We start from the raw sequence: 14,734 nt of genomic DNA, 5'->3' as shown, positions 1-14,734 counted from the left end.
ATGAGCCAGGTCGCCCCCTTCATGCATTACCGCCCCGATCCCCTGCCGGGCACGATCTTCGGCGGCCGCTTTCCCATCGATGTCTGGCCCCGCCCGCTGATGTGGGCCTTCGAATGGCACGAACCGGACAAGCCCATCCGCCTGAACCGCGGCGATCCCCTGTTCTATGTCCTGTTCGAGACGGTCCCCCCCGATCGCGGCGTGGCCATGGTCGAGACCGAGGTGACGCCGGAATTGCGCGATTACATGGATCTGATCTCGGGCGCGGTGAATTACGTCAACCAGACCTTCTCCCTCTTCGAGGCGGCAGAGGCGCGGCGGCCGGCACGCCTCCTCTCGCCGGTTCGCCGCACGTCGCGCGCGGCCGAATGACGATCCTGCCCGCTCCGGAGGGCGCCCCCCTCACCAGTCCCGCCGCCCTGCGCGAGGCCGCAATCGCCGCGCATCGGGCCGGCCGCCTGGACGAGGCGCTGGGCCGCTATGCCGCCTTTCTCGCCCGGGGGCCGAAGGATGCGGGGGTCTGGACCAATCTCGGGGCCCTGCTGCGCCAGCAGGGGCGGCATGATCTGGCTCTCGCCGCGCAGGAACGCGCCTTCGCCCTCGATCCGCGGTCGCGGGGGGTGCGCAACAACCTGGCCAATGTCCTCAACGATCTGGGCGCGCATGAGCGGTCGCTCGCACTGCGGCTGGCCCTGATGCGGGAGATGCCGGACGACCCGACCCAGCCCGCCATGGCCGCCAAGGCCCTGCGCGCGCTGGGCCGGCTGGAGGAGGGAACCCGCCTTCTGGAGCAGGCCCGCCGCCGCTTTCCCGAGGATGCCGAACTCGAGATCCAGCTGGCCCTGACGCGGCTCAAGGCCGGCGATTGGGCGCAGGGGTTCCGCCACTATGCGGCCCGCTGGCGGACAGGAGAGCTGAAGCCGCGCGCGCTGCGTGCCCCGAAATGGGACGGCGGCGATCTGACCGGCCGCAGGATCCTCGTGCTGCCCGAACAGGGCTTCGGAGACACGCTCTGCTTTGCCCGCTTCCTGCCCGCCCTGCGCGCGGCGGCCCCCGCCCATGTGTCTCTTCTGACCGAAGCGCCGCTCGCGCGGCTGATGCAGCGCCTCGAAGGGGCAGACTGGACCGGCCCCGGCGCCCCGCCCGGCGGCTTCGACTGCTATGCCGACATGATGGATCTGCCGCTGCTGCATTTCTCCCGCAGCGGCACCATCCCGCCGCCGGTCCGCCTGACGATCCCCGAGGATGCCCGTGCCCGCGCCCGCGCCCTCCTCGCCCCCTTCCGCGACCGCTTCCGCGTCGGCGTCGTCTGGACGGGATCGGTCACCTATCGGGCCAATGCCTTCCGCTCGCTCTCCCATCGCGACCTGCATGCGCTGCTCGACATTCCCGGCCTGCAGATGCTCTCGCTCTACAAGGGTCCGGCGATCGAGGGCTTCCGCGCCGACGGCACGGCCGCCCTGATCCCCGATCTGGGCTCCCATGACCGCGATTTCGCCGATTGCGCCGCCCTGATGGAGGGGATGGACCTCGTGCTGACCACCTGCACGGTGACAGCGCATCTGGCCGGTTCGCTCGGGCTGCCCTGCTGGACGCTGCTCCACTGGGATGCCTTCTGGCTCTGGGGACAGGAGGGGGAGACGACCCCCTGGTATCCCTCCATGCGGCTGTGGCGGCAGGACAGGCCGCGCGACTGGGCGGGCGTCCTGGCCCGTGTCCGCGCCGCGCTCGAGCCGCTGGCGAGGGCACGTACAGACGGGCGGCGCCCATGATCCGCGTGCCTGTCTCTGCCGGCGAGCTTCTCGACAAGATCGCCATCCTGCGCATCAGGCCGAGCGGATCGCCGATCCCGCCCGCCTTGCCAATGTCCGGCGCGAGCTGGCCGCGCTCGAGGAGGTGGCCGCCGAAGCGATCCCGCCCGATCCGGCCCTCGAACCCCTTCTCGAGGCGCTGCGGGCGGTCAACGAATCGCTCTGGGACATCGAGGATGCCATCCGCGCCTGCGAGGCCGCAGGGGATTTCGGGCCGGGCTTCGTGGCGCTCGCCCGGTCGGTTTATCAGCAGAACGACCGCCGGGCGGCGATCAAGCGCGCCATCAACGAGGCGACGGGCTCGCCCCTGGTGGAGGAGAAGTCCTACACCGCCTACGCCCCCCCCGATGCCCCAGGTGCCCCATGAGCGATGGCATCGATGCGCGCCTCGCCCGGGTGCGGGCCGAACTGCTCGCCATGCGGGCGGATCTGCTCGCCCAGCTCGCCCAGGATCGCAGCCGGCGGCGGGGCGAGCTGGTCCGCCGCCTGCACGGGATCGCGCGGATGCTCGACCCGGCCTATGCCTACAGCTCGCAGGCCGGTCAGGATGCGGTGGTGGACCGTCTCTTCGGCGGACGCACGCATCTGACCTTTGCCGATATCGGCGGCCATGACGGGGTGACGGGCTCCAACACGCTGTTTCTCGAAACGCGCCGCTTCTGGACCGGGATTCTCGTCGAACCGGTTCCCCTCCATCTCGAAAGGGCCCGCGCCGCCCGCCGCTGTCCCTGCCTGCCCTATGCGGTGGCCGCGGAGGATGGCGAGGCCGAGTTCCTCGAGGTGGCCGAAGGCTATACCCAGATGTCGGGCCTTGTCGCCACCTATGACCCGGCGATCCTGGCCCGCGTGCGGGCCGATCCCCGCCATCGCGAGCGGCGCTTGCGCGTCCAGACCCGCAGCCTCTCCCGCCTGCTGACCGAATCGGGCCTTCCTCATCCCCATTTCGTCTCGCTCGACATCGAGGCGGGGAAGAGGCCGTTCTGGCCGGTTTTCCCTTCGCGCAGCATCGCATCGGCGTCTGGGCGATCGAGAACAACCGCGGCTCGCCCGCCATCGCCCGGATCATGCAGGCCGCGGGCCATGAGCTCGTGGAGTTCTGCGGGCCGGACGAAATATGGCGCCGCCGTGACTTTTCCATCGAATGAGGCGGCATTAACGCCCTGCTCATCCCTGACCGGCCATCACCGCCGCAGACCGGGCCGGAGGGATGCGCAATGGCCGAACAGAAGAAGGGGCAGACACCCGCCACGCTGATCGTGAAGCGCCGCCGCGGCGGGGGGGAAGGGGCCCATCACGGCGGCGCCTGGAAGGTGGCCTATGCCGATTTCGTGACCGCGATGATGGCCTTCTTCCTGCTCATGTGGCTTCTCAATGCCACCACCGAACAGCAGAAGAAGGGGCTGGCGGACTATTTCGCCCCCGATGTGCCGATCAGCCGCGTCTCCGCGGGGGGGATGGGATGTTCGGGGGCGATTCGCCCATTGCGGGGGATGTGCTGGCCGCGGACGGGCGCAGCGCCGCGCCGGGCCTTCTGGGCGATGCCGGCTTTCCCGAGGAGAACGGGGCGGTCGATCCCGCAGCCGCCGCCGAGACGGCCGCCTTGATGGAGGTCGAGGATGTCCTGCTTGGACGGGGCGGCGAATCGCTGCTCGAGGAGGAGGCGCTGCGCCATGTCATCACCCGCCTGACCGACGAAGGCCTGACCATCGAGATCTTCGCCCGCCCGGGCGCGCCGCTGTGGGAAGGCGAAGGGGCCGAGCCGCGCCCCGTGACGCTGACCCTGCTGGCGGCGATTGCGCATGCGGCCGGGATGGTGACGAATCCCGTTGCGGTGGCGGCCCATGTCCCGGCCCGCCCCGTCATGGCGATGGGGACGGCGCCCTGGGATCGCTCGATCGCGCGGGCCCAGCGGACCCGCCTGGCGCTCGAACAGGCGGGGTTGGCCGCCTCCCGCATGGCCCGCGTCACCGGCCATGCCGACCGCAGCCCCGCCACCGCAGACCCTTCGGCCCCGCGCAACGACCGGGTGGAAATCACCCTGCTGCGCCGCTTTCCCGCACGCTGAGGTTCCGCTGCGGCGTTAACCGGATCTTAGGATTGCCCTGCTAGGACGGGATCAAGCGCTGCCGTTCCCTCCTGCCGAAAGGGGTTCCGCCTTGTCCATCTCCTCCTCCATGAATGCCGGTGTCGCCGGTCTTGCCGCTCAGGCAAGTCATCTCGCCACCATCTCCGACAACATCGCGAATGCCTCGACCCCCGGCTACAAGCGCATGACCACGGATTTCGCCGCGATGGTCCTTGATTCCGGGCCGGGGCGTTACACGGCGGGGGGCGTGCGGGCGCATGATCTGCGCCTTGTCGAATCGCGCGGGGCCCTCACGGCGACATCGAACGCCACCGATCTGGCCATCACCGGGCGCGGGATGCTGCCCGTGACAACGGCCTCGGCCGTCGCCGCGGGGGGAGAGAGACCCTTCTACATGACGCCGACGGGCTCCTTCTATCCCGATGCCTCGGGCTATCTGCGCTCGGCCAGCGGGCTGGTCCTGCTCGGTGTGCCGGTGGGCCCCGATGGGCAGCCGCCGGGTTTCCCGCGGACGACGGCGGATGCCCTCGTGCCCGTGCGCATTCAGGCGAATGAGATCGTCGGGGCCCCGACGACGACGATGCGCGTGGCGGCCAATCTGCCCGCCACCGCGACCGAGGCCGGATCGCCCGGCGATGCGAAGGAACTGTCGGTCACCTATTACGACAATCTCGGCCGGGGCCGGCAATTGCTGTTCACCTTCACCCCTGTGGTCCCTGCCGCGGGCGATCCGCCCTCGAACCGCTGGACCGTGACCATTGCCGACAGCGCGCAGGACGGGGCCGTGATCGGCGAGTACGAGATGGAATTCGACAGCAGTGCCGCCAATGGGGGCCGTCTGGCTGCGGTGACCACGGTGTCGGGGGGCGCCTATGATCCCGACACCGGCACCATTGCCGTGACGACCGCCTCCGGCCCGATCGAGATCGATCTGGGCCGTCCGCTCCAGCCTGGCGGTTTCACCCAGCTGGCGGCCGATTTCTCTCCCATTGCGATGACGAGCGACGGTTTTCCCGCGGCCTCGATGACGGGGGTGGAGGTGGATCCCGCCGGTTTCGTCGTCGCCCGCTATGATTCGGGCGACACGCGCCGCCTCTATCAGATCCCTGTCGTGGATGTGCCCAATCCCAACGGCCTGACGGCGCTCGACGGCCAGACCTATGCGCCGTCCCAGGCCTCGGGCGGCTTCATCCTGTGGGATGCGGGCGATGGCCCGACCGGCTCCATCCAGGGCTATGCGCGCGAGGAATCCGCCGTCGATGTCGCGCAGGAGCTGACCCAGCTCATCCGGACGCAGCGCGCCTATTCCTCGAACGCCAAGGTCATCCAGACCGTGGACGAGATGTTGCAGGAAACCACCAATCTCAAGCGCTGACGGAAGGATGCGTCCATGACCCTCGGTCTTGCGCTGTCCAATGCTCTGTCCGGCCTGCGCGCGACCTCGCGCATGGCCGAGGTGATCTCGGCCAATCTCGCCAACGCTCTGACCGAGGGGTATGGCCGCCGCGCGGTGGATCTGTCCGCGGCCAGCCTCGGCGGACGCGGGGCGGGGGTGCGGATCGACGGGATCTCGCGGGGGGTCGATCTGGCGCTGCTCGCCGACCGGCGGGGGGCCGAGGCGCTGCTCGAATCCCGCAAGCCCCTGACGGCGGCTCTCAAGGGGCTGGAGGGAGACTGGGGTGTGGCGGGCGACAGCCTTGCCGACCGGATCGCCGCGCTGGAGGGGGCGCTGGTCTCCGCCTCGGCCGATCCGGGATCCGACATCCGTCTCGGTGCGGTGCTGACGCGGCTGGAGGCGGTCGTGTCCTCCCTGAACGAGGCAGGGGCAGCCGTCCAGCGCCGCCGGGCCGAAGCCGATGCCGCAATCGCCCGCGAGGTGGGGGAGGTGAACGCCGCGCTTGCCGACCTGGCCGCCCTCAACACCGATATCGCCCGCGCCCTTGGCCGGGGCGAGGATACGACCGCGCTGCTCGACCGCCGGCAGGTGCTGGTGGATCGCGTCGCCCGCGCCGTCCCCGTGCGCGAGATGGAGCGCCCCGGCGGCGCGATCGCCCTGGTGACACCGCAGGGGGCCGTTCTGCTCGAGGGGTCCGGGGCTGCGCGGATCGGCTTCGACCCTGCGCCCGTGATCACCGCATCGATGACGCGCGAGGGGGGGCGGCTTTCGGGTCTGACCCTGGACGGCCGCCCCCTGGGCGAGGGGGCCGGCTCGCTCGCGGGCGGCAGTCTGGCCGCCCAGTTCGATCTGCGGGACCGGATCCTGCCGGAACAGGCGGCCGCCCTGGACCGGGTCGCGACGGATCTTCTGACCCGTTTTGCCGAGGCTGATTCGACGCTGCCCCCTGGTCAACCCGGTCTGCTGACGGATGCAGGCGGTTGGCCGACGGGTGAACCCGGCCTCGCGGGGCGGCTGGCGGTTCATGCCGCCGTGGATCCGGCGCGGGGCGGGGCGCTGTGGCGGTTGCGGGACGGGGTCGGGGCGGCGGCCCCCGGTCCTTCGGGCACCGCGGATCAGATCGATGCCTGGATCGCTGAGCTTGATGCGCCACGTCCGCTCGTCCCCGGGGCGCGTCCGGCTTCGGCGGCCGGGCATGCCGCGGATCTGGCCGCAGGTCTGTCAGGGGCTCGCCTGACCGCCGAGGAGGCCGAAGGCTTTGCCGCCGCGCGCTGGTCTGCCCTGCGGGAAGCCGAACTGGCGGGCGGCGTGGACAGCGATGCAGAGCTGCAGCTCCTGCTGCGGGTCGAGCAGGCCTATGCCGCCAATGCCCGGCTGATTGCCGCCGTGGACGAGATGATGGCCCGTCTGCTGGAGATCTGAGTCATGACCCTTGCCGCCTTGGGCGACCGTGCCGCCCTCTTTGCCAGCCAGCGCCACAATGCGGATCTGCGCGCCCGTCTGGCCCTCGCCGCGCAGGAGCTGTCCACCGGGCAGGTGGCCGATCCTGTACGGGCCCTGCGCGGCGATACGGGTCCGCTGGCCGATCTCGACCGTCGTATCGAACGGGCAGAGGCCTGGGGGCTTGCCGCACGCGAGGCCGGGATGCGCCTTGCGGCGATGGGGGCAGCGCTCGACAAGGCGGCCGAAGCGCGCGAGGGGCTTCTTGGACGGCTGCTCGCCTCGGGGCCTGCGGGCCCCGATCCCGCCGCCGATGCGCCGGCTGCGGAAACCGCCTTCCGCAGCATCCTGTCGGGGCTGAATGCGCGCCTCGGCGAAGGGGCGTCTGTTCGCCGGAACCGCGACGGATGGGCCCGCCCTCGCCGAGGCCGATACGCTGCTTGCCGCGCTGCGCAGCGCCATCGCGGGGCAGACGACGGCTGCCGGGGTGGCCAGCGTGCTCGACGACTGGTTCGACAGTCCGTCCGGGGGCTTTGCGACGGAAGGGTATCTCGGGGCCTCGGCCTCGCTCTCGCGTGGAATCGACGATGCAGAGACCGTCATCCTGCCTCGTGCGGATGATCCTGCCTTGCGGGCCCTGCTCAAGGCCACCGCGATGGGCGCGCTGGCCGCCGACCTGCCCGAGGGGGAGGGGCGTGCCCTGCTGACCCGTGCCCGCGATGGCCTGCTGGCCTCCGGCGATGCGTTGACCCGCCTGCGGGCCGGGATCGGCGAATCAGAGGCCCGGGCCGAGGCCGCCACCGCCCGGCACGCGGCCCGCGCCTCGGCCTGGGGCATCCTGCGGCAGGAGATGATCGCTGCCGATCCCTACGAGAGCGCCTCCACCCTGGAGGCGCTGCGCACCCGGCTCGAGACTCATTACGAGGCGGTGCAGCGCCTGTCCTCCCTCTCGCTGGTGAACCATCTGCGATGATCCGTCCGCTTCTTGCCGCGCTGCTGCTTGCCACCGCCCTGCCGGCCGCCGCCGCCCCTGTCCGCCTCAAGGATCTGGTCGAATTCGACGGCGTCCGCAGCAATGACCTGCTGGGCTATGGCCTTGTCGTCGGCCTTGACGGCACGGGGGATGGGCTGCGCAATTCCCCCTTCACCGAAGAGATCATGATCGACGTGCTCGAACGGCTGGGCATCGCCGTGGGCGGCGAGGCGATCCGGGCGCGCAACGTCGCCGCGGTCCTGGTGACGGCACAGCTTCCGCCCTTTGCGCGCGCGGGCAGCACGTTGGATGTCACGGTCAGTGCGATCGGCGATGCCTCCTCGCTGCGCGGCGGCACGCTGGTGATGACGCCGCTCCGGGCTGCGGACGGGGCGATCTATGCCGTGGCCCAGGGCAGTGTCATCGCCGGCGGCGTGACCGCCGAGGGCGAGGCGGCGCGCGTCACCCAGGGGGTGCCGACGGCCGGCACGATCCCTGCCGGCGCCACCGTGGAGCGGGAGGTGGATTTCGACTTCGCCACGCTGGATCAGGTGCGCCTTGCCCTGCGCGAGCCGGATTTCACCACCGCGGCCCGGATCGAGGCCACGGTCAACGCAGCCTTCGGGGCTAGCGTGGCCCGGATGCAGGATGCGGGGACTGTCACGGTGGATATCGGGGCGACGGGGGCGCCCTCGCCCGCCCATGCGCTCGCCCGGCTCGAGGGGCTCCTGATCGAGCCGGAGGCCCGCGCTCGTGTCGTGGTGGATCAGCGGTCGGGCACCATCGTGATGGGCGAAGGGGTGCGCATCTCCCGTGTCGCGGTCAGCCAGGGGGGTCTGACCCTGCGGGTCGAGGAAGCCCCCCTTGTCGTTCAGCCCAATCCCTTCTCCCCCGGTGAGACCGTCGTCGTCCCCCGCTCCGAAGCCGCGATCGAACAGGACCGTGGCGGTCTTGTGGAACTGTCGGATGGCACGACGCTGTCGGACGTGGTGGCGGGGCTCAACGCTCTGGGCGTGGCGCCGATGGACATGATCGACATCCTCAAGTCGATCCGTGCCGCCGGGGCGCTGCATGCGGAATTCGTGGTGCAGTAGCGGCGGGGTGGTCCCCCGATGATTCCCGGCCCCGCTGCGTCGGGTCCTGTCCGCGACAGCCCGGAGCGGAGCTCGGGTCCGGGTTCCGCGTCGGCCCCGGCTGCGGCGGCCGTCCCGCTCCATGCGGGCCTGACCGTCTGCGCAGCCTTGCCGGTCCGGATCCGCGCCGCCGGGCAGCGGCGCAGACCGGGGCCTCCCCTCACCCGTAGCTGCGCACAAGGCTTTCGGCCACCAGCGTCCAGCCATCGGCAACCACGAAGAAGGCCAGTTTGAAGGGCAGCGCCACGATGGCAGGGGGCACCATCATCATGCCCATGCTCATCAGCACCGCCGCCACCACGAGATCGATGATCAGGAAGGGCAGGAAGATCAGGAATCCCACCTGAAAGGCTCTTTCCATCTCCGACAGCAGGAAGGAGGGCACGAGCAGCGACAGCGGCGCCTGATCGGGCGTGATCGCCGGGTCGAGGCCGGGGCGCAGCGCAGCCAGACCTGCCAGGCTGTCCCCGTCCACGCGCGCCGCCATGAAGGCGCGGAACGGCTCCACCGCGCGGGCAAAGGCCGTCTCGAGAGGCAATGTCCCGTCGATGAAGGGGCGCACGCCCGCCTCCCATGCGGCGGACAAGGTCGGCTCCATGATGAACCAGGTCAGGAACAGCGCGAGGCTGACCAGCAGCATGTTCGGCGGGGCCTGCTGAAGCCCGAGGCCCTGCCGCAGGATCGACAGCACGGTGACGACGAAGGGAAAGCAGGTCACCATCACCGCCAGGCCCGGCACCAGGCTGAGAACCGTCACCAGCAGGAGGAGCTGGACCGACCGCGCCGCCAGACTGCCCCCCGGATCCAGCGGGATCCCCTGCTGCGCGGCAGCCGGAGCCGCCAGAACGAGAAGCGTGAGGGCCGCCCATCCCCCCAGACGAGCCAGACGGCGCCATGGGGCAGGGCCGCTGGACAGGGGCACCCTGCCCCGCCTGCGCGAGCACCGCCGGACCGGCCGGTCACCCTGACCGGCCGCGGCGGCAGACCGAAGGGCCCGGCGCGCGCTCATGCCAGGGCCCCCCGCGGGCCGGCCACCTCGGTCAGACGCACGGCAAGGCCCCCCTCTTCGTCCGCCTCCTGTAGTTCGCCCCGGGCGATCAGGCGTTCACCGATCCAAAGTTCGACGGGATCGGCCACCCGGCGATCGAGCGGCAGCACAGCCCCCGGCCCCATGGCCAGCAGGTCGCGCAGCAGGGGGCGGGCGCGGCCGACCGAGACCGTGATCTCGATGGGCAGCGAACGAAGCGGGTGGTCGGTGATCGGATCATCCATGGCAGGCCTTCTGGTCCTGGGGTTCGGAAAGGACAGGGGTTTCGGCAAGGTTGGACAGTGCGGCGCGGATCCCCGCGACGCAGGCATCGAGATCGAGGGCCGTCTCGCGCGTGCCGCAGGACAGGCGGGCCCCATGCGGGCCCAGTGCCGGATCGGGCGAGAGACGATGCGCCGCCCCCGGCGGAAGACAGGCGCGCACCGCATCCAGGCGCGAGGGGTGGACATGAATCGTGACCGGACAGGCGGCATCGGCACGCGCCGCCCGTTCCACTTCGGCGCGCAGCCATGGGCTCAGAGCCTCGGCGGCCAGAGCCGGAAGCAGACGCGCCACAATCACCTCGATCAGCGGACCGAGCGAAGCGATCACCTGTGCCCGCGCCTCGGCGAAGGTGAAGGCGGCATCCTGCAGCGCTGCGGCCAGCTCCTGCGAGATCCGCGTCCCTTCGGCCTCGGCGCGGGCGGCCTCCTGCGCGATCCCCTCGGCCAGGCCCGCGGCATGGCCGGCCAGCCATTCGGCCGAAGGACCGCTCGATTCGGTCTGTTCCGGGGGATCGAAGCTCTCGAGCAGCAAGGCCATCTCAGACCCCTTCGCTGCGGGCCGGCCCCTCGATCCAGGACTGGAGGAGCCGGGTCGATTCGGCCTGGCGGGCCTCGATCAGGCGGCGCAGACGCTGGACGGGATCGGGGGGCGCCTCGCCCTCGGCAGCCGGCGGCGCCAGCGCGGCCGAAGCCACCCCGTTCGCGGGCAGGGCCGGTGCGGCCGCGGATGCGGCCAGCGCCGGCAGCGGGGCGGAGGGCGCCGCGGCAGGGCGCAGAAGCGGGCGCAGCACGAACAGTCCCAGGCCCAGCGCCACGAGCGCCAGCAGCACGGGCCGAATCAGCCCCGCCAGATCGAGCGGTGCCCCGGTCGGTTCGGCTGGCTCGCTCCCAAGAGAGGGCAGAGGTTCGAAGGGCATCGATCGCACGGTGATGACATCGCCCCGTTCGACATCGAGCCCCACCGCCGAAGCCACGAGTTCGGACAGCGCGGCAAGCTCCTCCGGCGGGCGCGGCACCGTCCCGCCCCCTTCGCCGGGCAGATCGTTGACAAGGACCGCGACCGTCAGGCGCCGCACCGCGCCCGGCCCGCGCACCACCTCGCGCGAGGTTTCGGAGAGTTCGAAATTGGTCCGCGTGCGCGATGTCGTCTCCTCCGAGCGCGTCCCCCCGCCGCCTTGGGCCGCGTCCCCTTCGGGCAGGTTCGAGGCGACGGTGACGGCCCCCCCGGCGCCGGTGGAGGACTGCTCGCTCTCCTCGGTCTCGGTCGCGATGGCGACACGGCTCTCGGGGTCGAGCCGCCGCTCGGTCAGCCGCTCGCTCTCCGTCACGGTCTCGATGGCGACCTCGACCACGGCATTGCCGGGGCCGACACGCGCCTCCACGAGGCGGAGCGCCTTCTCCCGCAGCGTCTCGGCCCGCTGATCGGGGATGGCGGCATCCTCCACGGCATCGGGCAGCAGACCCGCGGCCGCGTCGATGACCGCCACGCCGGAGGGATCGAGGCCCGGCACGGCCGAGGCCACCAGATGACGCAGGGCCTGGGCCTGGGCCGGGGCCAGAGGTCCGCCCGCCATCGTCACCGTCACCGCCGCACGGGGCGCCGCCCCATCGCGGAAGGGCCGGGCCGGCCCTGCGGCAATATGCACCCGCACCGCCTGCACGCGCGGCACCGCCATGATGGTGCGGGCCAGCTCTCCCTCTCGCGCGCGCCAGTAGGCGGCATCGAACATCTGGGCCGTCGTGCCGAACCCCGACAGCGAATCGAGCAGCTCGTATCCCCTGGCCGAAGGGGCAGGCAGCCCCTCCGCAGCCAGGGCCACGCGTTCGAGATCGCGCGCGGAGGCCGGAACCCAGACGGCATCGCCGCGCACCTCGAAGGGGGTGCCGCGGGCCTGCAGGGCGGCGACGACCTCTCCCGCGGCGGCCGGATCCAGGCCTGCATAGAGCAGCGCCATCTCTCCCCGCCCGGGCCGCGTGCCAGAAGGGCAATGGCCGCGAACATGGCCAGCGTGGCAGCGATCACCGCGATGCGCCGACGCCCGTCGAGCCGCTGCCAGACCGTCGCGAGACTGTTCAAGGGAAACCCTCCGCGATGAGACGGACCTTCTGTCCGCAGCCCCCTCTTCGCAGATCGTTCTTAAGATTCGGTTAGCATCTCCGCGTTATGGACGGGGCATGACCGAAGGGAGAACGCCCCATGACTGCTGCCGATGCTCCTGCCAGTCCGGCCCCTGCGCGCCGCGCGCGTCTGCCGCTTGTGCTGGGCCTTGTGCTGGCTCTTGCAGGGGGTGCGGGGGGGTTTCTGGCCGTGCGCGCGGGATGGATCGGCGGGGCTGGCCATGCTGCAGGTGATTCGCATGCAACCTCCGATTCCGAAGGGCATGTCGCGGAGGCCTCGCCGGCGGCGGCTTTCGTGCCCCTGCCGCCGATCGTCGTGAACCTGCCGGGGGCGGGCCGGACCGGTTCCTGCGCTTTTCGGCCCAGGTGGAGACGGCGCCGGCCGATGCAGAGGCGGTGAACGCGCTCGTCCCGCGCATCGTGGACGTGCTCAACGGCTATCTGCGCGCCGTCTCGCCCGAGGAGCTGGCGGCGCCCGATGCGCTGCTGCGGCTGCGTTCGCAGATGCTGCGGCGGGTGCAGGTTGTGGCGGGGGGCACGCGGGCGCGGGACCTTCTCGTCATGGAATTCGTACTGAACTGATCCGGGAGAATCCCCATGACCCTGCTCGGGGATCTGAGCGATGTCCTTCTTGGCGCGGGGGCTGTGGCCGCCGGCATCTACTGTCTTGTCCTCAGCCGCCGGTTGCGGCGTTTCACCGATCTCGACCGGGGTCTGGGCGGGGCCGTCGCGGTCCTGTCGGCCCAGGTGGACGATCTGACGCAGGCCCTCGCCCGGGCCGAGGGGGCGGCGCGCGAATCGGCCGCGACGCTGGGGGCGGCCTCCGGCCGGGCCGAGGCTGCGGCGCGCCGGCTCGAACTGCTGATGGCCTCGCTCCATGATCTGCCGGAGGAGTCGGCCGAGGCGGGGGCCCCTCAGCCCCCGGTCTTCGTCCGGCATCCCCGGATGCGCGCGTCCGGCGCCGGGGGGCGGGCATGAGCGCGCGCGCCCTGCGCCCGCGCCGGGTCCTCCCTCTTGTCGCGGGCCTGCTCTTCGCCTCGGCGGGGTTGCGCCTGGCGGGGGGAACGGGGGCCGTGCTGGCCGAAGGGGGCGCCGTCCCCCCCCCTGCCGCGCAGGCCGCGGCACCGGCCGGGGGGCCCGGCAGTGTCCTGGCGGCCCTCGCGGGGCGCGAGGAGCGGCTCGATTCGCGCGAGGCGGAGATCGAGGCCCGCGCCGCCGCGCTGGCCGAGGCCGAAGCCGCCCTCTCCGCCCGGATCGCCGAGCTGGAAGAGGCCGAGCGGAGCCTGGCCGCGACGCTCTCCCTGGCGGAGACGGCGGCACAGGATGATCTCGCCCGTCTCGCCCGCATCTACGAGGCGATGAAGCCGCGCGAGGCGGCAGCCCTTTTCGCGGCGATGGATCCGGCCTTTGCGGCGGGTTTCCTGGGTCTCATGCGGCCGGAGGCGGCGGCGGCCGTGATGGCGGGGCTCGAGCCGGACGCGGCCTATGCGATCAGCGCCGTCCTTGCCGGGCGCAACGCCCGCGCGCCTCGCGACTGATCGCGTTTACCGGATCCTAACCCGCGTCTGCGAAGAGGGGCTGCAGCAGGAGGGGGCCATGATCGGCATCATCGGCATCGTCATCATCTTCGCGATGGTCTTCGGGGGCTATATCCTGGCCGGGGGCAAGCTTTCGATCATCCTCAAGGCCCTGCCCTTCGAATTCATGATGATCGGCGGGGCGGCGCTGGGGGCCTTCGTGCTCGCCAATGACGGGGCGGGGGTGAAGCATGCGCTCAAGGACATGGCCAAGGTGTTCAAGGGCCCCAAATGGAAGCCGGCCGACTACCGCGATCTGCTGTGCCTTCTCTTCGCGCTGATCCGGGTGAGCCGGTCCAATCCCGTCGCGCTCGAGGATCATATCGAGAAGCCGCAGGAATCCTCTCTCTTCGCCCGCTACCCCCGCATCCGCGCCGACAGGGAGGCCGTCGCGATGATCTGCGACACGCTGCGCGCGGGGAGCATGAACTACGACGACCCCCATCAGGTGGAGGCCGTTCTCGACGCGCGGGTGGAGGCCCAGCGCCAGCATGCGATGCACAGCCCCCATGCGCTGCAGTCGGTGGCCGATGCGCTGCCGGCGCTTGGCATCGTCGCCGCGGTGCTGGGCGTCATCAAGACGATGGCTTCGATCGATCAGCCGCCCGAGGTGCTGGGCAAGATGATCGGCGGCGCGCTGGTCGGCACCTTTCTGGGGGTCTTCCTGGCCTACGGCCTTGTCGGGCCGATTGCCGCGCGGCTGAAGGCGGTTCTGGAGGAAGAGGCCCAGTTCTACGGGCTGATCCGTGCCGTCCTGGTGGCCAATCTCCACGCCCATCCCCCCGCCATCTGCATCGAGGTCGGCCGTCAGGCCACCCCTGCCCCCCGCCGGCCGAGCTTTGCCGAGGTGGAGGAGGCGCTGAAGGCCGCCAAGGAGGCCGCATGAGCC

Annotated in this window: 18 protein-coding genes; 14 read left to right on the top strand and 4 right to left on the bottom strand. The window is 71.4% G+C overall.

Going from position 1 to position 14,734, the window contains the following annotated elements:
- The 10 genes from RUTHE_RS18370 (at position 1) to RUTHE_RS10900 (ending at position 8,800) form a co-directional block, all read left to right on the top strand.
- On the top strand, positions 1–372 hold the full coding sequence (locus RUTHE_RS18370) for a hypothetical protein (protein ID WP_021098478.1): 372 nt from the start codon (positions 1–3) through the stop codon (positions 370–372).
- The gene (locus RUTHE_RS10935) at positions 369–1,772 is read left to right on the top strand and encodes a tetratricopeptide repeat protein (RefSeq protein WP_051150442.1); all 1,404 of its coding nucleotides are present in this window, start codon (positions 369–371) and stop codon (positions 1,770–1,772) included. Before RUTHE_RS18370 ends, RUTHE_RS10935 begins: the two co-directional genes overlap by 4 nt.
- On the top strand, positions 1,714–2,178 hold the full coding sequence (locus RUTHE_RS10930; protein WP_021098477.1) for a DUF6165 family protein: 465 nt from the start codon (positions 1,714–1,716) through the stop codon (positions 2,176–2,178). Before RUTHE_RS10935 ends, RUTHE_RS10930 begins: the two co-directional genes overlap by 59 nt.
- Positions 2,175–3,065, top strand: coding sequence for an FkbM family methyltransferase (locus RUTHE_RS10925; RefSeq protein WP_021098476.1), 891 nt, complete (start codon positions 2,175–2,177; stop codon positions 3,063–3,065). The genes RUTHE_RS10930 and RUTHE_RS10925 overlap by 4 nt, the downstream gene beginning before the upstream one ends.
- Positions 3,026–3,415 carry a flagellar motor protein MotB gene (locus RUTHE_RS18365; protein ID WP_342662237.1) on the top strand — a complete coding sequence of 130 codons (390 nt, stop codon included), beginning with the start codon at positions 3,026–3,028 and terminating at the stop codon, positions 3,413–3,415. The genes RUTHE_RS10925 and RUTHE_RS18365 overlap by 40 nt, the downstream gene beginning before the upstream one ends.
- Positions 3,304–3,876 carry an OmpA/MotB family protein gene (locus tag RUTHE_RS10920; protein ID WP_342662236.1) on the top strand — a complete coding sequence of 191 codons (573 nt, stop codon included), beginning with the start codon at positions 3,304–3,306 and terminating at the stop codon, positions 3,874–3,876. Before RUTHE_RS18365 ends, RUTHE_RS10920 begins: the two co-directional genes overlap by 112 nt.
- Positions 3,877–3,967: 91 nt before the next feature.
- Complete coding sequence (locus tag RUTHE_RS10915; protein ID WP_040645716.1) at positions 3,968–5,272, top strand: flagellar hook protein FlgE; 1,305 nt, start codon at positions 3,968–3,970, stop codon at positions 5,270–5,272.
- 15 nt (positions 5,273–5,287) lie between these two features.
- Positions 5,288–6,715 carry a FlgK family flagellar hook-associated protein gene (locus tag RUTHE_RS10910; RefSeq protein ID WP_021098473.1) on the top strand — a complete coding sequence of 476 codons (1,428 nt, stop codon included), beginning with the start codon at positions 5,288–5,290 and terminating at the stop codon, positions 6,713–6,715.
- Between the two features lie 379 nt (positions 6,716–7,094).
- A complete protein-coding gene (locus tag RUTHE_RS10905) occupies positions 7,095–7,706 on the top strand; it encodes a flagellin (RefSeq protein ID WP_021098472.1) in 612 nt (203 codons plus the stop codon).
- On the top strand, positions 7,703–8,800 hold the full coding sequence (locus RUTHE_RS10900) for a flagellar basal body P-ring protein FlgI (RefSeq protein WP_021098471.1): 1,098 nt from the start codon (positions 7,703–7,705) through the stop codon (positions 8,798–8,800). Before RUTHE_RS10905 ends, RUTHE_RS10900 begins: the two co-directional genes overlap by 4 nt.
- A 199-nt stretch (positions 8,801–8,999) precedes the next feature.
- Here RUTHE_RS10900 and fliP read toward each other — a convergent pair whose 3' ends face one another.
- The 4 genes from fliP to fliF all read right to left on the bottom strand — a co-directional run bounded on the left by fliP (position 9,000) and on the right by fliF (position 12,105).
- Positions 9,000–9,761, bottom strand: coding sequence for a flagellar type III secretion system pore protein FliP (gene fliP / locus RUTHE_RS10895; protein ID WP_245542222.1), 762 nt, complete (start codon positions 9,759–9,761; stop codon positions 9,000–9,002).
- 83 nt (positions 9,762–9,844) lie between these two features.
- A complete protein-coding gene (locus tag RUTHE_RS10890; protein WP_021098469.1) occupies positions 9,845–10,111 on the bottom strand; it encodes a FliM/FliN family flagellar motor switch protein in 267 nt (88 codons plus the stop codon).
- Positions 10,104–10,688, bottom strand: coding sequence for a FliH/SctL family protein (locus tag RUTHE_RS15545; protein WP_021098468.1), 585 nt, complete (start codon positions 10,686–10,688; stop codon positions 10,104–10,106). The genes RUTHE_RS10890 and RUTHE_RS15545 overlap by 8 nt, the downstream gene beginning before the upstream one ends.
- Position 10,689: 1 nt before the next feature.
- A complete protein-coding gene (gene fliF / locus RUTHE_RS10880; protein WP_021098467.1) occupies positions 10,690–12,105 on the bottom strand; it encodes a flagellar basal-body MS-ring/collar protein FliF in 1,416 nt (471 codons plus the stop codon).
- Between the two features lie 529 nt (positions 12,106–12,634).
- Between fliF and RUTHE_RS18360 the strand changes: the two genes are divergently transcribed.
- From RUTHE_RS18360 to motA, 4 genes are read left to right on the top strand one after another with little or no spacing between them, the layout of a single operon-like run.
- Entirely contained in the window at positions 12,635–12,850 is a 216-nt protein-coding gene (locus RUTHE_RS18360; protein WP_021098466.1) for a flagellar basal body-associated FliL family protein, read from the top strand.
- Between the two features lie 15 nt (positions 12,851–12,865).
- Entirely contained in the window at positions 12,866–13,246 is a 381-nt protein-coding gene (locus tag RUTHE_RS10870) for a hypothetical protein (protein ID WP_021098465.1), read from the top strand.
- Positions 13,243–13,806, top strand: a complete 564-nt coding sequence (locus RUTHE_RS10865; RefSeq protein ID WP_021098464.1) for a MotE family protein — start codon at positions 13,243–13,245, stop codon at positions 13,804–13,806. The genes RUTHE_RS10870 and RUTHE_RS10865 overlap by 4 nt, the downstream gene beginning before the upstream one ends.
- A 58-nt stretch (positions 13,807–13,864) precedes the next feature.
- The gene (gene motA, locus RUTHE_RS10860; RefSeq protein WP_021098463.1) at positions 13,865–14,731 is read left to right on the top strand and encodes a flagellar motor stator protein MotA; all 867 of its coding nucleotides are present in this window, start codon (positions 13,865–13,867) and stop codon (positions 14,729–14,731) included.
- The last annotated feature ends 3 nt before the right edge of the window (positions 14,732–14,734 follow it).

It is taken from the genome of Rubellimicrobium thermophilum DSM 16684 (assembly GCF_000442315.1).
GTDB classification, from domain to species: domain Bacteria; phylum Pseudomonadota; class Alphaproteobacteria; order Rhodobacterales; family Rhodobacteraceae; genus Rubellimicrobium; species Rubellimicrobium thermophilum.
The sequence above is the reverse complement of the archived record's forward strand: the minus strand, read 5'-3'. Positions and strand labels throughout refer to the sequence as shown.

What these genes read in the sequence shown, in the direction of transcription:
- RUTHE_RS18370 (WP_021098478.1), top strand. Translation starts at nt 1, where the DNA reads ATGAGCCAGGTCGCCCCCTTCATGCATTACCGCCCCGATCCCCTGCCG.
- RUTHE_RS10935 (WP_051150442.1), top strand. Translation starts at nt 369, where the DNA reads ATGACGATCCTGCCCGCTCCGGAGGGCGCCCCCCTCACCAGTCCCGCC.
- RUTHE_RS10925 (WP_021098476.1), top strand. Translation starts at nt 2,175, where the DNA reads ATGAGCGATGGCATCGATGCGCGCCTCGCCCGGGTGCGGGCCGAACTG.
- RUTHE_RS18365 (WP_342662237.1), top strand. Translation starts at nt 3,026, where the DNA reads ATGGCCGAACAGAAGAAGGGGCAGACACCCGCCACGCTGATCGTGAAG.
- RUTHE_RS10910 (WP_021098473.1), top strand. Translation starts at nt 5,288, where the DNA reads ATGACCCTCGGTCTTGCGCTGTCCAATGCTCTGTCCGGCCTGCGCGCG.
- RUTHE_RS10905 (WP_021098472.1), top strand. Translation starts at nt 7,095, where the DNA reads ATGCGCGCCTCGGCGAAGGGGCGTCTGTTCGCCGGAACCGCGACGGAT.
- RUTHE_RS10900 (WP_021098471.1), top strand. Translation starts at nt 7,703, where the DNA reads ATGATCCGTCCGCTTCTTGCCGCGCTGCTGCTTGCCACCGCCCTGCCG.
- RUTHE_RS10890 (WP_021098469.1), bottom strand. Translation starts at nt 10,111, where the DNA reads ATGGATGATCCGATCACCGACCACCCGCTTCGTTCGCTGCCCATCGAG.
- RUTHE_RS15545 (WP_021098468.1), bottom strand. Translation starts at nt 10,688, where the DNA reads ATGGCCTTGCTGCTCGAGAGCTTCGATCCCCCGGAACAGACCGAATCG.
- fliF (WP_021098467.1), bottom strand. Translation starts at nt 12,105, where the DNA reads ATGGCGCTGCTCTATGCAGGCCTGGATCCGGCCGCCGCGGGAGAGGTC.
- RUTHE_RS10870 (WP_021098465.1), top strand. Translation starts at nt 12,866, where the DNA reads ATGACCCTGCTCGGGGATCTGAGCGATGTCCTTCTTGGCGCGGGGGCT.
- RUTHE_RS10865 (WP_021098464.1), top strand. Translation starts at nt 13,243, where the DNA reads ATGAGCGCGCGCGCCCTGCGCCCGCGCCGGGTCCTCCCTCTTGTCGCG.
- motA (WP_021098463.1), top strand. Translation starts at nt 13,865, where the DNA reads ATGATCGGCATCATCGGCATCGTCATCATCTTCGCGATGGTCTTCGGG.